The 15,823-nt window shown below is 66.6% G+C and carries 16 protein-coding genes; 8 read left to right on the forward strand and 8 right to left on the reverse strand.

What is annotated here, in order from left to right:
• The first annotated feature begins 52 nt into the window (after positions 1–52).
• The 3 genes from QKY98_RS04495 to QKY98_RS04505 all read left to right on the forward strand — a co-directional run bounded on the left by QKY98_RS04495 (position 53) and on the right by QKY98_RS04505 (position 2,829).
• A complete protein-coding gene (locus QKY98_RS04495; protein ID WP_027598758.1) occupies positions 53–1,678 on the forward strand; it encodes a methyl-accepting chemotaxis protein in 1,626 nt (541 codons plus the stop codon).
• A gap of 97 nt (positions 1,679–1,775) precedes the next feature.
• Positions 1,776–2,408: an HAD hydrolase-like protein gene (locus tag QKY98_RS04500; RefSeq protein ID WP_027600528.1), complete on the forward strand. Its 633-nt coding sequence runs from the start codon at positions 1,776–1,778 to the stop codon at positions 2,406–2,408.
• 10 nt (positions 2,409–2,418) lie between these two features.
• Positions 2,419–2,829, forward strand: coding sequence for a DUF2141 domain-containing protein (locus QKY98_RS04505; RefSeq protein ID WP_144954678.1), 411 nt, complete (start codon positions 2,419–2,421; stop codon positions 2,827–2,829).
• Between the two features lie 732 nt (positions 2,830–3,561).
• Here the strand turns inward: QKY98_RS04505 and trpA are convergent.
• Positions 3,562–4,368 (reverse strand): tryptophan synthase subunit alpha, encoded by an 807-nt coding sequence (gene trpA / locus QKY98_RS04510; RefSeq protein ID WP_284670411.1) that lies wholly within the window; start codon positions 4,366–4,368, stop codon positions 3,562–3,564.
• Positions 4,365–5,573, reverse strand: coding sequence for a tryptophan synthase subunit beta (trpB, locus tag QKY98_RS04515; RefSeq protein ID WP_284670412.1), 1,209 nt, complete (start codon positions 5,571–5,573; stop codon positions 4,365–4,367). Before trpB ends, trpA begins: the two co-directional genes overlap by 4 nt.
• Positions 5,574–5,665: 92 nt before the next feature.
• Between trpB and QKY98_RS04520 the strand changes: the two genes are divergently transcribed.
• A complete protein-coding gene (locus QKY98_RS04520; RefSeq protein WP_284670413.1) occupies positions 5,666–6,562 on the forward strand; it encodes a LysR family transcriptional regulator in 897 nt (298 codons plus the stop codon).
• Between the two features lie 40 nt (positions 6,563–6,602).
• Here QKY98_RS04520 and QKY98_RS04525 read toward each other — a convergent pair whose 3' ends face one another.
• Entirely contained in the window at positions 6,603–6,926 is a 324-nt protein-coding gene (locus tag QKY98_RS04525; protein ID WP_007160170.1) for an ElaB/YgaM/YqjD family protein, read from the reverse strand.
• A gap of 218 nt (positions 6,927–7,144) precedes the next feature.
• On the opposite strand from QKY98_RS04525, the gene QKY98_RS04530 reads away from it, so the two are divergent.
• Together QKY98_RS04530 and QKY98_RS04535 are read left to right on the forward strand one after the other, a co-directional pair.
• Positions 7,145–7,360, forward strand: a complete 216-nt coding sequence (locus QKY98_RS04530; protein WP_007160169.1) for a dodecin — start codon at positions 7,145–7,147, stop codon at positions 7,358–7,360.
• 43 nt (positions 7,361–7,403) lie between these two features.
• Positions 7,404–7,631, forward strand: coding sequence for a DUF1161 domain-containing protein (locus QKY98_RS04535; RefSeq protein ID WP_108582735.1), 228 nt, complete (start codon positions 7,404–7,406; stop codon positions 7,629–7,631).
• 88 nt (positions 7,632–7,719) lie between these two features.
• Here QKY98_RS04535 and hmpA read toward each other — a convergent pair whose 3' ends face one another.
• Positions 7,720–8,889 carry an NO-inducible flavohemoprotein gene (hmpA, locus tag QKY98_RS04540; protein ID WP_074583313.1) on the reverse strand — a complete coding sequence of 390 codons (1,170 nt, stop codon included), beginning with the start codon at positions 8,887–8,889 and terminating at the stop codon, positions 7,720–7,722.
• 131 nt (positions 8,890–9,020) lie between these two features.
• On the opposite strand from hmpA, the gene norR reads away from it, so the two are divergent.
• On the forward strand, positions 9,021–10,559 hold the full coding sequence (gene norR / locus QKY98_RS04545; protein WP_150340240.1) for a nitric oxide reductase transcriptional regulator NorR: 1,539 nt from the start codon (positions 9,021–9,023) through the stop codon (positions 10,557–10,559).
• Between the two features lie 17 nt (positions 10,560–10,576).
• Here the strand turns inward: norR and QKY98_RS04550 are convergent, their stop codons facing one another.
• Both QKY98_RS04550 and betC read right to left on the reverse strand, forming a co-directional pair.
• Positions 10,577–11,494 (reverse strand): choline ABC transporter substrate-binding protein, encoded by a 918-nt coding sequence (locus tag QKY98_RS04550; RefSeq protein ID WP_284670414.1) that lies wholly within the window; start codon positions 11,492–11,494, stop codon positions 10,577–10,579.
• Positions 11,495–11,515: 21 nt separating this feature from the next.
• Positions 11,516–13,015, reverse strand: a complete 1,500-nt coding sequence (betC, locus tag QKY98_RS04555) for a choline-sulfatase (protein ID WP_284670588.1) — start codon at positions 13,013–13,015, stop codon at positions 11,516–11,518.
• Between the two features lie 117 nt (positions 13,016–13,132).
• On the opposite strand from betC, the gene QKY98_RS04560 reads away from it, so the two are divergent.
• Complete coding sequence (locus QKY98_RS04560) at positions 13,133–14,116, forward strand: choline sulfate utilization transcriptional regulator (protein ID WP_042135007.1); 984 nt, start codon at positions 13,133–13,135, stop codon at positions 14,114–14,116.
• A gap of 8 nt (positions 14,117–14,124) precedes the next feature.
• On the opposite strand, the gene gloA2 is transcribed toward QKY98_RS04560, so the two are convergent.
• A complete protein-coding gene (gene gloA2 / locus QKY98_RS04565; RefSeq protein WP_027598748.1) occupies positions 14,125–14,514 on the reverse strand; it encodes an SMU1112c/YaeR family gloxylase I-like metalloprotein in 390 nt (129 codons plus the stop codon).
• Positions 14,514–15,680: a lactonase family protein gene (locus tag QKY98_RS04570; protein ID WP_027600520.1), complete on the reverse strand. Its 1,167-nt coding sequence runs from the start codon at positions 15,678–15,680 to the stop codon at positions 14,514–14,516. The genes gloA2 and QKY98_RS04570 overlap by 1 nt, the downstream gene beginning before the upstream one ends.
• Positions 15,681–15,823: the final 143 nt, after the last annotated feature.

The following is a 15,823-nucleotide window of genomic DNA, read 5'->3' on the forward strand; positions in this document are numbered from 1 at the left end:
ACGGCGACCCTAGCCGTTAAAGGGGGCCTCACTCTTCACCGGGGCTGCCGCCGTGACCTTTCGTTCCTTCTCCCTCGCCATTCGCAGTGTGTTGTGTTTCGGCCTGCTGGCCATCCTCGTGGCCAGTCTGGGTCTGTTCGGACTGCTGCAACTGTCGCAGATCCGTACCCAGGGCCAGGTCATCGAGACCAACAACGTGCCCAGCATCGTCGAAGCCGACAACCTCGCCCTGCAACTGGCCCGCACCCGGGTCGAGGTGCTGCGTCTGCTGGCCATTCCGGATGCCGCCACCGTCGCCAACACACGCAAGAAGATCGACAGCATCAATGCCGACATCGGTGCCGGTTTCGGTCGCTATGAAAAACTCGTCAGCAGCGATCGCGAACGCCAGGCCTTCGATGCCCTGCGCCAGATCCACGGCGACTATGTCCGCTACACCGCGCAACTGGCCGACCTGATCGGCGCCGGCAAGCTCGACGAAGCCCGCAGCCTGATCCAGACCAGCATGGCCCAGCTCGGCGTGCAGATGAACGAGCGCACCGAAGCCCTGCGCAAGATCAACCAGGAAGACATCAAGGCCGCCTCCCAGCACTCCGGCGAGACCTATGCCCAGGCCACCTCCATCACCTGGATCGTGATCGCCCTGGCCCTGGGTCTGACCGTGCTGCTGGCCTGGCGCCTGACCCTGAGCATGACCCGGCCCATCGCCGAGGCCGTCGCCGCCGCCCGGACCATCGCCAATGGCGATCTGACCCAGACCCTGGATACCCGCGGTCACGACGAAGCCGCCCAGCTGCTGCAGGCCATGCAGCAGATGCAGACCAATCTGCGCGACACCCTGGGCCACCTGGGCCACTCCGCTACCCAGCTGGCTTCGGCCGCCGAGGAGATGACCGCGGTCATGCAGGAGAGCGCCCACGGCCTGCAGCAGCAGAACAGCGAGATCGAGATGGCGGCCACCGCCGTCACCGAGATGAGCCAGGCGGTGGACGAGGTGGCTGGCAACGCCACCTCCACCTCGTCCGAATCGCGCCAGGCCGCCGATACCGCGCGTCAGGGCCAGCGGCAGCTGGGCGATACCCTGGGCGCCATCGAGGTGCTTACCGAAAACGTGCTGGGTGCAAGCGAGCAGGCCCGCCAGCTGGCCGAGCAGACCCGCAACATCAGCCAGGTGCTGGACGTGATCCGCTCAGTCGCCGAGCAGACCAACCTGCTGGCGCTCAACGCCGCCATCGAAGCGGCGCGTGCCGGTGATGCCGGTCGTGGCTTCGCCGTGGTCGCCGACGAGGTCCGCGCCCTGGCCCATCGCACCGGCGAATCCACCCGCGAGATCGAAGGCATGATCGGCAGCATCCAGCAGGGCACCGGCCAGACCGTCGATGCACTGCTGACCAGTGCCGACCAGGCCCGCCAGACCCGCGAGCAGGCGCAGTCGGCCAACGCCGCCCTGGCCGCCATCGCCCAGTCGGTGTCGGGCATCGACGAGCGCAACCTGGTGATCGCCAGCGCTGCCGAAGAGCAGGCCCAGGTGGCCCGCGAGGTGGATCGCAACCTGGTGCGCATCCGCGATCTGTCGGTGCAGACCGCCGCCGGTGCCGAGCAGACCCGCGCCGCCAGCCAGCAGCTCTCCGAACTGGCAGTGGAGCTCAACGGCCAGATCCGCCGCTTCCGCGTGTGACCTGTCCGGCAGGGACGCCCCTGCCGGATCCCGTCGCGGTGGCAAAACCGGGAGGCGACCGCTACGCTGGCGCCTTCGCCCACCGCGCCTCTCTCGCATGAGCTATCGCTACGTCATCTTCGACTTCGACGGCACCCTGGCGGACAGCCTGCCTTTTCTGCTGAGCTGTCTCGGCGAGCTGGCGCAGACCCATGGCTTTCGCCAGCCAGCCGCCGACGAGTGGCCACGATTGCGCGCCTCCTCCCTGACCGGTCTGCTCGACAGCCTGGGCATCCCGCTCTGGCAGGTGCCCCGCATCGCCCGGCACTATCGCCGCCTGCTGGTCCAGCGTGGCGCTCAGGTCCTGCCCTTCGCCGAGATTCCCGCCACCCTCGACCGCTTGCAGGCCAGTGGTCTGCAGCTGGGCCTGGCGACCTCCAACTCCGCCGCGGCCGTGCACCAGGTGCTGCCCCAGGCCGGACGCCTATTCACCGCTGGCGAATTCGACATCCCCCTGCTGGGCAAGACGCGGCGTCTGAAGCGCCTGCTCCACCGCCAGGGGATCACGCCGGCCGAGGCCCTCTATGTCGGTGACGAACTGCGCGATCTGCAGGCCGCTCGCCGCGCCGGACTGGGCTGCGCCGCCGTGGCCTGGGGCTATGGCTGCCCCACGACGCTGCGCGCGCAGCAACCCGATCTCTTCTTCGAACAACCGGCCGAGTTGCTGCGGCTGCTGCCCTCCCCCTGCTGAAGGAATGCCCATGAAGTCTCTGTTGCTGGTCGCTGGTCTCGGTCTGAGCGGTCTCTTGCAGGCCGCCGAACTGCAGGTACGGGTGGAGACGGTCGATGCCTCGGGGGGCCAGTTGCTGCTGGCGGTATTCGATAGCGAAGCGGCCTGGAAAGCGCACAAGACGCCCGTGGCCCAGGCCCATCTCACCGCGCAGGCGGGTACCCAGGAGCAGCGCTTCGATCTACCGCCCGGGCGCTATGCCGTGTCGGTCATCCACGACAGCAACGGCAACAGCTCGCTGGACACCAATTTCATCGGCATGCCCACCGAACAATACGGCTACAGCAACAATCCGCCACTGCGCATGCGCATGGCCACCTTCGAGGAATGCGCCTTCACCCTGCCGGCCGCAGGCCTGCGCCAGCAGGTGACGCTGCGCTAGGCCAATGCTGTCGTACACAGGCTTCCAAACAGAAAATCAACAGACTTATCCACAGGGCTTTTAGCGGCGATCGCTGAGTACGGCGCTGAACAGACGTGGATAACTCCTTGGGCTGGCAGCAGAAATCCCTTGACTCGGGAATAACCCGGAAAACTGGTCATTATTTGATCGATTCTCTGGAAGCCGCGCCAGCTATGGCCTCTGGCACTAGACGAACAACCTATCCACAGCCCTATGCAGCTCTATTGTGGGTTGTGGAAAACACCCAAAAGAGGATTGATCATTTTTTGTACGATCCTCTGCAGGCCTTGCCAGCCATGGTGTACAGGCCAGGTCCCACATCTTTTCCACAGGCACGCACACAGCAGATGTGGGAAAACCGGACCGCGGAGTGCGCCTTCGGCAGCCTGAGCGACCTAAACGAAATTGGCTATTTAATGAGCAATTTTGCCCGGACAACCGCCTGATCGGTTGCTGACAACTTGCCCAAGGCTTATCCACAGCCTTTACCTGTCAGGCAATGACGGCAAAGCAGTCCGGCGTTCGCAGCCTGACTCAGCGGATCAGGTCGTAGCGGATTCGATCAACAGGGCCAATACCTGCCCAACCCTTCTGGCACGCGGCCTTGCGCCGGTAGCGAACAGACTGCCCAAAAAGTTATGCACAGCTTGCAGGCTGTCCAGGCATAAAAAAAGACCGCCTGATGCGGTCTTTTTCGAGGCTGGCGAGGGCCTAGCGCGCGGTGCGCACGCTGTCCGACAGCTGCTTGCAGAGGCCGAGCACGCCGTCGATGGCAGCGCCTGAGGACTCGGCCTTGGCGATCTGATCGACGAAGGCCGAGCCCACCACCACACCATCGGCGATGCGAGCGATCACCCGCGCCTGCTCGGGGGTTCGGATACCGAAGCCGACGGCCAGGGGCAGGTCGGTGAAGCGGCGCAGGCGCGCCACGGCGGCCTCGACGTGTTCGGTGGTGGCCGAGCCGGCACCGGTGACGCCAGCGACGGACACGTAGTAGACGAAGCCGGAGCTGGTGTTGAGCACCCGCGGCAAGCGGGCGTCGTCGGTGGTCGGGGTGGTCAGGCGAATGAAGTCGATGCCGGCGGCCTGGGCTGGCAGCGCCAGCTCGGCGTCGTGCTCGGGTGGCAGATCGACCACGATCAGGCCATCCACGCCCGCTTCGGCGGCTTCCGCCAGGAAGCGCTCCACGCCATAGCGATGGATGGGGTTGTAGTAGCCCATCAGCACCAGCGGCGTCTCGCCTTCCCCACGCCGGAAGTCGCGCACCATCTCCAGGGTCTTGGCCAGATTCTGACCCGCCTGCAGGGCGCGCAGGGCAGCGGCCTGGATGGCCGGGCCGTCGGCCATGGGATCGGTGAAGGGCATGCCCAGCTCGATGACGTCGGCACCGGCCGCCGGCAGGCCCTTGAGGATGGCCAGGGCGGTGTCATAGTCCGGATCGCCGGCGGTGGTGTAGGTGACCAGGGCCGCACGGCCCTCGGCCTTCAGCGCGGCGAAGCGGGTATCCAGGCGGCTCATAGCTTGTCTCCCAGGTGACTCATCACGGTCTGCATGTCCTTGTCGCCGCGGCCCGAGAGGCAGATGACCATCAGGTGGTCCTTGGGCAGGTGCGGCGCGCGCTTGAAGGCCTCGGCCAAGGCGTGAGCCGTTTCCAGCGCCGGGATGATGCCTTCCAGGCGGCAGGTCTGGTGGAAGGCCTTGAGCGCCTCGTCGTCGTTGATCGGCACGTATTCCACGCGCTTCACGTCGTGCAGGTGGGCGTGCTCCGGGCCGATGCCGGGGTAGTCCAGGCCGGCGGAAATCGAGTGGGCGTCGATGATCTGGCCATCGTCGTCCTGCAGCAGGAAGGTGCGGTTGCCGTGCAGCACCCCGGGCATCCCGCCGTTGAGGCTGGAGGCGTGCTTGGTGGTGTCGACACCGTGGCCGCCGGCTTCGACGCCGATGATGGCGACGTCAGTGTCATCGAGGAATTCGTGGAACAGGCCCATGGCGTTGGAGCCACCACCGACGCAGGCGATCAGGCTGTCGGGCAGGCGTCCTTCCTTCTCCAGGATCTGGGCGCGGGTCTCCCGACCGATCACGGCCTGGAAATCGCGGACCATGGCCGGATAGGGATGCGGACCGGCCACGGTACCGATCAGATAGAAGGTGTCGGCGACATTGGTCACCCAGTCGCGCAGCGCCTCGTTCATGGCGTCCTTGAGGGTGCCGGTACCGGAGGTGACCGGAATTACCTCGGCGCCCAGCAGCTTCATGCGGAAGACGTTGGCCTGCTGGCGGTCGATGTCGGTGCTGCCCATGTAGATGACGCAGGGCAGGCCGAACCGCGCGGCCACGGTGGCGGTGGCCACGCCGTGCATGCCGGCGCCGGTCTCGGCGATGATGCGGGTCTTGCCCATGCGCTTGGCCAGCAGGATCTGGCCGATGCAGTTGTTGATCTTGTGCGCGCCGGTGTGATTCAGCTCTTCGCGCTTGAGATAGATCTTGGCGCCGCCGAAGTGCTCGGTCAGGCGCTCGGCGAAGTACAGCGGATTGGGCCGACCGACGTAGTCGCGCTGGAAGTAGGCCAGCTGCTCGAGAAACGCCGGATCCTCCATGGCGGTCTCGTATTCGCGCTGCAGATCGAGGATCAGCGGCATCAGGGTTTCGGCGACATAGCGGCCACCGAACTGGCCGAACATGCCTTGAGCGTCGGGGCCCTGGCGATAAGCGGGCTGGGTCATGGGATTCTCCTGCGAAGATGGATCTACCTTACCTGCTTGAGTGCCGCTGATAAATCGATAAGATCGCGATGACCCGTCAGGAAATCTCACAGATGAGCGATCCCCGCGACCTGCCTCCCCTGAATGCCCTGCGCGCCTTCGAAGCCACTGCTCGTCTAGGTGGCATGAGCCGCGCAGGGGACGAGCTGCACGTGACCCATGGCGCCGTAAGTCGCCAGATCCGTGCGCTGGAGGAACAACTGGGGGTGGCGCTGTTTCGCCGCGAAGGCCGTGGTCTGGCGTTGACCGAAGCCGGTCTGCGGCTGCGCGAGGTGAGTGGCGAGGTCTTCGAGCGCCTGCGTGAGGTGTGCGCCGAACTCAAGGCCGGCAGTCGCCAGGGGCCCTTCGTGCTGGGCTGCCCGGGCAGTCTGGTGGCGCGCTGGTTCATTCCGCGGCTGGATCGCCTCAATCGCGATCTGCCGGAGTTGCGCCTGCACCTTTCGACCCGTACCGACGACACCCCGCTGGCCGCCGCTGGCCTGGACGCCAGCCTGCTGTTCACCGAGACGGCGCCGCCACAGGACGTGATGCCCTATCACCTGGCGCCTGAGCGCATCGGTCCGGTGCTGAGCCCCTATTGCCCGGCCTATCTGAGATTGCGGGACGGCGATCTGCAGGCCTTGCTGGCGGAACGCCTGCTGCACACCCTGTCACGGCCCCAGGCCTGGCCACAGTGGTTCGCCATCCAGGGCCTTGAGGCACCGGAGCTGGAGTACGGGCAGGGCTTCGAGCACCTCTATTACCTGCTGGAGGCGGCGCTGTCGGGATTGGGCGTGGCGATCGCGCCGGAGCCACTGGTGGCGGCGGATCTGAAGGCGGGCCGGCTGGTAGCGCCCTGGGGTTTTGCGGCGACCGGTGCGGAGTTGGCGCTGTGGGCGCCGGGTCGGCTGGCGGATGAACGGGTGGAACGATTGGCGGCCTGGCTCAGAAACGAGCTGGCCGAGCGCTAGCGCCCGAGGCACCCCTTGAGGATGCCTCGAACCGCCACGATCAGTGGTCGCCGCGCAGCAGCGCCCAGCCGACCAGGACGGTCACGCCGGCGGCGATGCCGACGGTGGCCCAGGGATGTTCGCGCGCCACGCCGCTGGCGGCGCGACCGTACTGACGGGTCAGGCGACGCACGTCGTCATAGACCTCTTCCAGCGAATCGCCCGAATGGTGCAGGGCTTCGCGAGCGGTGCTCTTGAAGGAATTCAGACTGCTGCGGGATTCGCGTGCAGCGTTCTTCTTCAGCGATGCCAGCGAGTCGAGCAGGCTGTTGATTTCGTTCTCGATGCTGGCGATGGACGCCTGGTAATCGGTGTTACGGGCCATGACAACCTCCTGGGATGGACGGATTCAGGAAATGTGACTACCGAGCCGTTGGAAAGTGCTGCAAAGCCGTGGGCGAGAGCCTGGGCAGTGAACTTATCGGGGCCTTTCGCGGCCTCAAATGGCAGAGGCACCCTTCCCGGCGAGTCGACCGCGACACCGGTCAACGCGTTGCCGGCTAACCGCTGCAGCGCCCGCTATTGCTGACCCAGGAGAGTTTCATGTCCGATCATCACACCTACAAGAAGCTGGAAATCGTTGGCTCTTCCACCACCAGTGTCGAGGACGCCATCAACAACGCCCTCGCCGAGACCGCCAAGTCGGTCAAGAACCTGGAATGGTTCGAGGTGGGTGAAATCCGCGGTCATATCCAGGACGCCAAGGTGGCTCATTATCAGGTCACCCTGAAGATCGGCTTCCGTATCGAAGCCAGCTGAGCAGCATTCCAGACCTCCCTCCCCCCGCAAAAGGACAGGCAAGATGCGTAGAATCGTGATCACCCTCGGTTTGTTGGCCCTGAGCGGCGGCGCCTTTGCCGCCGGCACCTCGTGCGACACGGTCAAGGCCGATATCGATGCCAAGCTGCAGGCCAAGCAAGTGGCGCACTACAGCCTCGAGGTGGTGGACAAGGGCAGTGCCAGCGCCTCCGCCAAGGTGGTGGGCAGCTGCGAAGGCGGTAGCAAGGACATCGTCTACCAGCGTCGCTAGCTCGCTGACAGCAAGGCGCTACCCACAGGTGGCGCCTGGGTTCTCGCGAAGAGACGCCCACTGCCCAACGGCAGTGGGCGTCTTTTTTTCAGAGGTCCGTGGCGGGTCCGAAGAACTCATGGCGGATCTGCTTTTCCGGCACGCCCAGCTCCAGCAGATCACGGCGCACCTGGGCCATGAACGGCTGCGGGCCGAGAAGATAGACGTCCAGGTCGCGATCCCTGGGCAGCCAACGCTGCAGGCGCGCCCGATCCAGGCGCGAGGCATAGGCCTCTTCCGCCACCGGTTCGCTGTAGCAGAAATACAGCTGCAGTTGTGGATGGTGGGCGGCCTGCTCTTCCAGCCAGTGCCCGAAGGCCTGGACCCCGACATGGCGGGTGCAATGGATCAGCTGGATCGGCCGCCCGCTCGGCAGCGCCGCCGACACCATGGGCAGCAGCGGCGTGATGCCGACGCCACCGGCGATCAGCAGCAGCGGCTTGGTCGATTCCTGCAGGACGAACTCGCCGGCCGGCGCGAAGACCTGCAGCACGGTGCCCTCATGGGCGTCGGTATGCAGGTAGCGCGAGACCACCCCACCCGGCTGATGCTTGACGCTGATGCGATAGCCACGGCCTTCGCTGGCGGCCGAGATCGAGTAGTTGCGGCGGTATTCGACCCCGTCCAGCGTCAGGCTCAACCCCAGGTACTGCCCGGGCTGGGCGATGCTGGTCGGCAGCCCGTCCACCGGCTCCAGGTAGAAGGAGCTGATCTCTTCGCTTTCCGGCTCGATCCGCGCGATGCGGAACGCCCGCCCACCACGCCAGCCACCGGGCGCCTCGGCCTGGGCGGCGTAACGCTGCTCCTCGGCACCGATCAGCAGATTGGCCAGCTGGCCATAGGCGGCGGCCCAGGCGTCGATCACCGCATCGGTGGCCACCTCGGCGCCCAGCACCTCGCGGATGCTCTGCAGCAGGGCGATGCCCACCAGCGGATAGTGGTCCGGCTGCACCTGCAGCGAGACGTGCTTGTTGACGATCTGCTCCACCAGCGGCCCCAAGGTATCCAGGCGATCGATGTAGCGGGCGTACATCAGCACCGCGCGCGCCAGCGCCCGGGCCTGGGCACCGCTGGCCTGGTGGGCACCGTTGAACAGCGGGCGGATCTCGGGGTTGTCGCCGAGCAATCTGTCGTAGAAATGCCGGGTCAGGATTTCCCCGCCGGTTTCCAGCAGGGGGACGGTGGCCTTGATGATGGCCTTTTGGTCTGATGACAGCATGGCAGGGATCTCCAAACAGGACTGCCCTGGCCGTATCACGAGTCGTGCCAACCAAAAAACTGCGCCAGATCAGGCTTTTATCCAGGGAGCTTGTCATAATGACCAGGTCCCTATGACTCGCCGAGGTCAAATTGACCCGTACCACCCTGCTCGAAGCCATGGTGCCCCTGGTGGCGGATCTGGCCCGCGACCTGCCCGATCAGCAGCGCTATGCCAGCCTGCTCGATGCCCTGCGCAAGGTCCTGCCCTTCGATGCGGTGGCCCTGTTGCGCCTGGATGGCGATGTCCTGGTTCCCCTGGCGGTAAGGGGTCTCGCGGCCGACACCCTGGGCCGGCGCTTCAAGGTCGGCGAGCACCCGCGCCTGGCGCTGCTGCTGGCAAGTCGCGCGCCGACCCGCTTCGCCGTCGATTGCGACCTGCCCGATCCCTACGATGGCCTGGTGGAGGGCGTGCAGGGCCATCTGGAGGTCCACGACTGCCTGGGCTGTCCGCTCTATGTGCAGGACCAGCTCTGGGGCCTGCTGACCCTGGATTCGCTGCAGGCGCAGAATGCCCAGCCCGAGGATCTCACCATCCTCGCCGCCTTCGCCGGGCTGGCGGCCGCCACCGTGGCCGCCGCAGAGCGCATCGGCCAGCTCTCCGCGCGCATCGTCAGCGAGCATGAGCTGACCGTGGCCTATCAGCAATCGGTGGGGCACCAGCGGCCCCGTGAACTCATCGGCCAGAGTCCGGCCAGCCTGCGCCTGCGGCAGGAGATCGAGACCGTGGCGGCCAGCGACCTGACGGTGCTCATCACCGGCGAGACCGGCGTCGGCAAGGAGCTGGTGGCCGAAGCCGTGCACGCGCGCTCCCTGCGCCAGCAGCGGCCGCTGATCAGCCTCAACTGCGCGGCCCTGCCCGAGGCCCTGGTGGAAAGCGAACTCTTCGGCCATGTGCGCGGGGCCTTTTCCGGCGCGGTGAGCGACCGCCGCGGGCGCTTCGAGCTGGCCGACGGCGGCACCCTGTTTCTCGACGAGGTCGGCGAATTGCCGCTGACGGTGCAGGCCAAGCTGCTGCGGGTGCTGCAGAGTGGCCAGTTGCAGCGGCTGGGCTCGGATCGCGATCTCAAGGTGGACGTGCGCATCATCGCCGCCACCAATCGCGACCTGGCCGAGTGCGTGCGCGCCGGGCGCTTTCGCGCCGACCTCTACCATCGCCTGAGCGTCTATCCGCTGGCCGTGCCGGCCATGCGTGAGCGCGGCCGCGACGTCCTGCTGCTGGCCGGTTTCTACCTGGAGCAGAATCGTGCCCGCCTGGGCCTGCGTGGCCTCCGGCTGACGCCCGCGGCGCAGCGCACCCTGCTGGCCTACGACTGGCCGGGCAATGTGCGCGAACTCTCCCACCTCATCAGCCGGGCCGCGCTCAAGGCCCATGCCGGCAGCGAGGAGCGCGGCGGCATCCTGACCCTGGACGGCGATCAGCTCGGCCTGCCACTGGGCCCCGCGCCCCTGCCCGAGGAGGATGCCGCCCTGCCCTCTGCCTCCCTGCGGGAGGCTACCGATGCCTTCCAGCGCCAGACCATCACCCTGGCGCTGGAACAGCACGGCCAGAACTGGACCCTGGCCGCCGCCGCCCTGGGCCTGGACCGCGCCAACCTCGCGCGCCTGGCGCGGCGGCTCGGTCTCAGGTAGCCCTCAGGCCGTAGCGTTCACAGGGCTTTCTGTACCGCCGGCAAGCCCGGCTGGCCATCGCGGGTGGTGACGCCCTGCAGCCAGGGCTCGAGCACCTGGGGATGGGCCTTGAGCCAGGCCTTGGCGGCGGTGTCGTAGCTGCCGCCCTTGTCCCGCGCGGCGCTCATGACGGCGTTCTCCATGTCCAGGGTGAATTTCATGTTGCTCAGCAGGCGGGCCGGATTGGGGCACTGCTCGGCGTAGCCCTTGCGCGTCAGGGTGTTGACCGTGCCGGCGGTGCCGAAGTACTTGTCGCCGCCGGTCAGGTATTTGATGGGGTAGTCGACGTTCATGGGGTGCGGGGTCCAGCCGAGAAAGACCACCCACTTGTCGCGCTTCACCGCGCGCCCGACCTGGGAGAGCATGGCCTGCTCGCTGGACTCCACCAGTTGCCAGCCACCCAGACCGAATTCGTTGTCCTGGATGATCTTCTGCAGCGACTGGTTGGCCGGCGCGCCGGCGCCGATGCCGTAGATCTTCTTGCCGAACTGGTCGGCATGCTTGGCCAGGTCGTCGAAGCTCTTCACCCCGCCTTCCCAGACATAGGTGGGCACCGCCAGGGTGAATTCGGTCCCGACCAGATTCTGCGCCAGCTCGGTGACCTGCCCGGTCTTCACGAACTGGTCATAGTGCGCCTGCTGCGCCGGCATCCAGTTGCCGAGGAAGGCATCCACCTGCCCGTTGCGCATGCCGCCGTAGATGATCGGCACCGCCAGGGTCTCGACCTTGCCGGTGTAGCCCAGCGCACTCAGGATCGCGCCGGTGAGGGCGTTGGTGGCGGCGATGTCGCTCCAGCCCGGATCGGCCAGGCGAACCGTTGCGCAGGCCTGGTCCTCGGCCTGGGCCGACAGGCTGACCAGGGCCAGCGTGAAGGTAGCGATGATTCCGTGTTTCATGGCCGTGCTCCTGTTAGCGGTTCAGGGTTGAGGGTAGCGGGCGCGACGCTCCAGGTCGTCGAGGTCGATGTGATTGCGCATGTACTGCTGGCTGGCATCAACGAAGGGCTGGTGATCCCAGCTGGTCCGCTCGCCCTGCTCCAGGGCCGCCGCGACGAAGCGCCGCCGCCGCTGGCTGGCCAGCACCTCGGCGTGCAGGCGCGGCAGGTCCCAGCGCTGGCGGACCTCGGCCTGGAAGCTGGCGAGCAACTCGGCGTAGTCGGCGCTGGCGGCCAGATTCTCCCGCTCCAGCGGATCGTTCTGCAGATCGAACAGCAGCGGCGGATCCAGTTCGCAGTGGATGTACTTGTAGGCGCCGCGGCGGATCATCAGCAGCGGGCTGACGGTACCCTCGGCCAGGTATTCGCCGATCACCTCGTCGTGCCCTACCCGGCCTTCGAGGTGCGGCAGCAGCGAGCGGCCATCCAGCGGCAGCTCGTCCGGCAGCTGGCCGCCGGCCAGCTCGACGAAGGTCGGCAGCAGGTCCAGGGTCGACACCGAGGCCTGCACCCGCGCCGGGGCGAAGCGACCGGGCGCATGGATCAGCAGCGGTACCCGCGCGGCCATCTCGAACCAGTGCATCTTGTACCAGAGTCCGCGCTCACCGAGCATGTCGCCGTGGTCGCCGGAAAAGACGATCACGGTGTCGTCGGCCAGACCGCATTCCTCCAGCGTCTTGAGCAGGTGGCCGACCTGGGTGTCGACGTAGCTGCAGGCACCGTAGTAGGCCTGGCGGGCGTCGCGGATCTTGGCCTCGGGCAGCGGCTTGTCCCAGAGGTCGATCACCTTGAGCAGGCGTTGGCTGTGGGGATCCTGCTCGGCCTGGGGGATGGCGCCTTGCGGCAGCGGGATGTCGACCTCGTTGTACAGGTCCCAGAATTCGCGGGGGATGGTGTAGGGATCGTGCGGATGGGTCAGGGACACGGTCAGGCAGAACGGCTGGTCATCGCCGCGACGCACGTGATCGTAGAGGTACTGGCGCGCCTTGAAGACCACCTCTTCGTCGAAATCCAGCTGGTTGGTGCGCACGCAGGGCCCGGCCTGCAGCACCGAGGACATGTTGTGGTACCAGCTCGGGCGCTCGTCCGCCGCGTCCCAGTTCACCGCCCAGCCATAGTCGGCGGGATAGATGTCGCTGGTCAGGCGCTCTTCGTAGCCGTGCAGCTGATCCGGTCCGCAAAAGTGCATCTTGCCCGACAGCGCCGTGCGATAGCCGAGGCGGCGCAGGTGGTGGGCATAGGTGGGAATGTCGGCGGCGAAATCGGCGGCGTTGTCGTAGGCGCCGATCTTCGACGGCAGCTGGCCGCTCACCAGGGTGAAGCGCGAGGGCGCGCACAGCGGGCTGTTGCAGTAGGCAGAGTCGAACACCACGGCCTGTTCGGCCAGGCGTTGCAGGTTCGGCAGCTTGATCGGCGAGGCGGCGTCGTACAGCGGCAGGATAGGCGCCGCCATCTGGTCGGCCATGAGGAAGAGGATGTTCATCGGCTTGGACAAGAGCGCCTCCGCTAGGATCAGGGTTGCTTATGGGTGACCCATCATCCAATGCTGAAAAATCTGCGTGAAGGCCACTGGGGATGATGTTTCGGATAAGCTAGGCTTATGACCAATCGCCATGGAAACATACTTTTGGACGCCGCCCCTGCCGACCGCCCTGCCCTGGCGCTGGACAGCCTGCGCACCTTCGAGGTGGTGGCGCGCCGCCTGAGCTTTACCGCGGCGGCGGGCGAACTGGGGACCACCCAGCCGGCCATCAGCCAGCAGATCAAGCGCCTGGAAGCCCAGTTGCAGGTGCGGCTGTTCGATCGCGTCCATCGCGGCATCCTGCTCACCGAAGCCGGACGGCTGCTGCAGGAATACGTCGAGGCCGGTCTCGCCACCCTGGACGAGGGGGTGCGGCTGGTCACCGCCCGCCCCGCCCACGAGGTGCTGCAGGTGGCCACCGATTTCGCCTTTGCCGCCTACTGGCTGTTGCCGCGCCTGCCACGTTTCCATGCCCGCCATCCGGAGCTGGACGTCAGCCTGGTGACCAGCGACAGGGTGCCCCTGCCCGGTCCGGAGATCGACATCACCCTGGGCTTTGGCGACGGCCGCTTCAAGCATGGCGAAGCCTGGCCGCTATTTCGCGAAGAGGTCTTTCCGGTGTGCAGTCCGCGGCTGCTCCAGGGTCGGCAGCCGCCGCTACCCGTCCTGGAGCTGGGTCAGTGGCCGTTGCTGCACCTCAAGGCGGCGCCCAACAGCCGCTGGTATGACTGGAAGACGCTGTTGCCGGCGCTGGACCTGGCACCCCTGCCCGCGGCGCCGTCCGGTGCGGTGCTGAGCTTCGACAACTACACCCTGGTGATCCAGGCGGCCATCGCCGGCCAGGGCCTGGCGATCGGCTGGCGCCACCTGGTGGACGATCTGCTGCAGCAGGAGCTGCTCTGTCGCCCCTTCGCCGGGCTGGCCACCTCGCGCTATGGCTATTACGCCATCCTGCCCGAGCGCAAGCGGCGCCAGCGACTGGTGCAGCGCTTTCTCGACTGGCTGCTGGAAGAACTGGAACTGCCGCGCGAGTCCCTGGCCGGCGCGCGGCTGGCGACCTGAGCGGCGCGCTAGCGCTCGTAGACTTCCAGCGGCAGATCGTCCGGATCGGCAAAGAAGGTGAATCTCTTGCCGGTCAGTTCGTCGGTGCGGATCGGCTCGGTGACCACGCCATGGCCCTGCAGGTGGGCGACGGTGGCGTCCAGGTCGGCCACGGCAAAGGCCAGGTGGCGCAGGCCCTGGGCTTCCGGGCGCGAGGGCCGCGGCGGGGCATCGGGAAAGGAAAACAGCTCCAGCTGGGCATGCGCGCCCACCGCCAGATCCAGCTTCCAGGAACGCCGGGCCTCGCGATAGGTTTCGGCGATCACCGGCAGCCCGAGGATCTCGGTGTAGAAGTGCCGGGAGCGTTGGTAGTCGGCGCAGATCAGCGCCACGTGGTGCAGACGATCGAAGTGGGTCATCAGGGTACCGCGACGAATTTGAGGTCGGCTGGCGCGCCAACGTCCAGGCTCTGGAGTTCGTCGCCGAGCTTGCCGCTGTCGGGATCCCGGGCGAAGACCTTGAGCTGATTGGATTTCTGGTTGGCCACCAGCAGGAAGCGTCCGGACGGATCGATGGCGAATTCCCGTGGCGACAGGCCGTTGACCGGATGGCGCTCGACAAAGGTCAGGGTGCCGTCGGGATTCACCGCGAATACCGCCAGCTGGTTGTCGGTGCCACGACTGGCGACATAGAGGAAGCGCCCGTCACCGGACAGGTGCAGGGCGCCGGCATCCCGCTCGCCGGTGAATTCCTGGGGCGTCAGGCTGTAGCTCTGCAACTGCCGCAGCATGCCGTCCTGGTGGGCGAAGGCCATCACCTGGCCAGCCAGTTCCAGGGTCAGGTAGGCGTAGCGGCCATCGGCGCTGAACACCAGGTGGCGCGGCCCGCTGCCTTCCGGCACCGGCACGAAGGGTGTCTCGGCGGCCACCAGCGGCCGCTCCGGTTGCTGCGGCAGATAGCGATAGACGAAGACCTTGTCGGCGCCCAGATCCGGGGCGAAGACGAAGCGGCCGTCCGGGGTGGTCACCGCCGCATGCACATGGCTCGACTGCTGGCGCGGGTGCTGTTCGCTGGGCTGGTGGAATTCGATCTGCGCCACCGGACTGAGCACGCCGCCGTCCTGGATCGGCAGCACCGCCAGGGAGCCTTCCGGCAGGCTGGAGTAGTTGGCGACGAACAGGAACTTGCCGTCGGTGCTGAGGCTGGAATGGGTCGGCTCGTCGCCCAGGCTCTTGACCTGGCTGACCTGCTGCAGGCGGCCATTGCCCGGTTCGAAGCGATAGGAGGTGACCCGGCCAATGCTGTCGCCGCTAGAGCCCCGGCCATTCTCGTTGACGGCGAACAGGGTCCGGCCATCGCGAGACAGGGTCAGAAACGAGGGATTGGACGCCTTGACGATGCGCAGCGGGCCATCGATCTGACCATTGCGACTGTTGAAGCGATAGACATACAACCCCTGGCTGCTACCCGCGGTGTAGCTGCCGACCAGCAGATTGAACAGACCGGGTTCGGCGCGGGCCGGGGCATTGTGCCCCACGAGCAGGGCGAACAGGGCCAGCGGCAGCAGACGGGGCAGAGCTCTCATGGGAAATCCTTGGCGAGCGATGGGCGTTGAGACCGATGCGAAGCGGCCCGGTTTCCCTACCGTCTGGAGGCGGAAGGCGGCCGCGCGCGGCGGCTATTCTACTGAAATCCGGGCTGGCACTGTGCCAGAGGGATTTCGCCATT

The sequence above is a fragment of the Pseudomonas sp. HR1 genome (genome assembly GCF_030175875.1).
Lineage (GTDB): Bacteria > Pseudomonadota > Gammaproteobacteria > Pseudomonadales > Pseudomonadaceae > Chryseomonas > Chryseomonas oryzihabitans.

What these genes read in the sequence shown, in the direction of transcription:
- hmpA (WP_074583313.1), bottom strand. Translation starts at nt 8,889, where the DNA reads ATGCTGTCATCAGACCAAAAGGCCATCATCAAGGCCACCGTCCCCCTG.
- trpB (WP_284670412.1), bottom strand. Translation starts at nt 5,573, where the DNA reads ATGACCCAGCCCGCTTATCGCCAGGGCCCCGACGCTCAAGGCATGTTC.
- gloA2 (WP_027598748.1), bottom strand. Translation starts at nt 14,514, where the DNA reads ATGACCCACTTCGATCGTCTGCACCACGTGGCGCTGATCTGCGCCGAC.
- QKY98_RS04560 (WP_042135007.1), top strand. Translation starts at nt 13,133, where the DNA reads ATGACCAATCGCCATGGAAACATACTTTTGGACGCCGCCCCTGCCGAC.
- QKY98_RS04570 (WP_027600520.1), bottom strand. Translation starts at nt 15,680, where the DNA reads ATGAGAGCTCTGCCCCGTCTGCTGCCGCTGGCCCTGTTCGCCCTGCTC.
- trpA (WP_284670411.1), bottom strand. Translation starts at nt 4,368, where the DNA reads ATGAGCCGCCTGGATACCCGCTTCGCCGCGCTGAAGGCCGAGGGCCGT.
- QKY98_RS04500 (WP_027600528.1), top strand. Translation starts at nt 1,776, where the DNA reads ATGAGCTATCGCTACGTCATCTTCGACTTCGACGGCACCCTGGCGGAC.
- QKY98_RS04505 (WP_144954678.1), top strand. Translation starts at nt 2,419, where the DNA reads ATGAAGTCTCTGTTGCTGGTCGCTGGTCTCGGTCTGAGCGGTCTCTTG.
- QKY98_RS04525 (WP_007160170.1), bottom strand. Translation starts at nt 6,926, where the DNA reads ATGGCCCGTAACACCGATTACCAGGCGTCCATCGCCAGCATCGAGAAC.
- QKY98_RS04520 (WP_284670413.1), top strand. Translation starts at nt 5,666, where the DNA reads ATGAGCGATCCCCGCGACCTGCCTCCCCTGAATGCCCTGCGCGCCTTC.
- betC (WP_284670588.1), bottom strand. Translation starts at nt 13,015, where the DNA reads ATGAACATCCTCTTCCTCATGGCCGACCAGATGGCGGCGCCTATCCTG.
- QKY98_RS04550 (WP_284670414.1), bottom strand. Translation starts at nt 11,494, where the DNA reads ATGAAACACGGAATCATCGCTACCTTCACGCTGGCCCTGGTCAGCCTG.
- QKY98_RS04535 (WP_108582735.1), top strand. Translation starts at nt 7,404, where the DNA reads ATGCGTAGAATCGTGATCACCCTCGGTTTGTTGGCCCTGAGCGGCGGC.
- QKY98_RS04530 (WP_007160169.1), top strand. Translation starts at nt 7,145, where the DNA reads ATGTCCGATCATCACACCTACAAGAAGCTGGAAATCGTTGGCTCTTCC.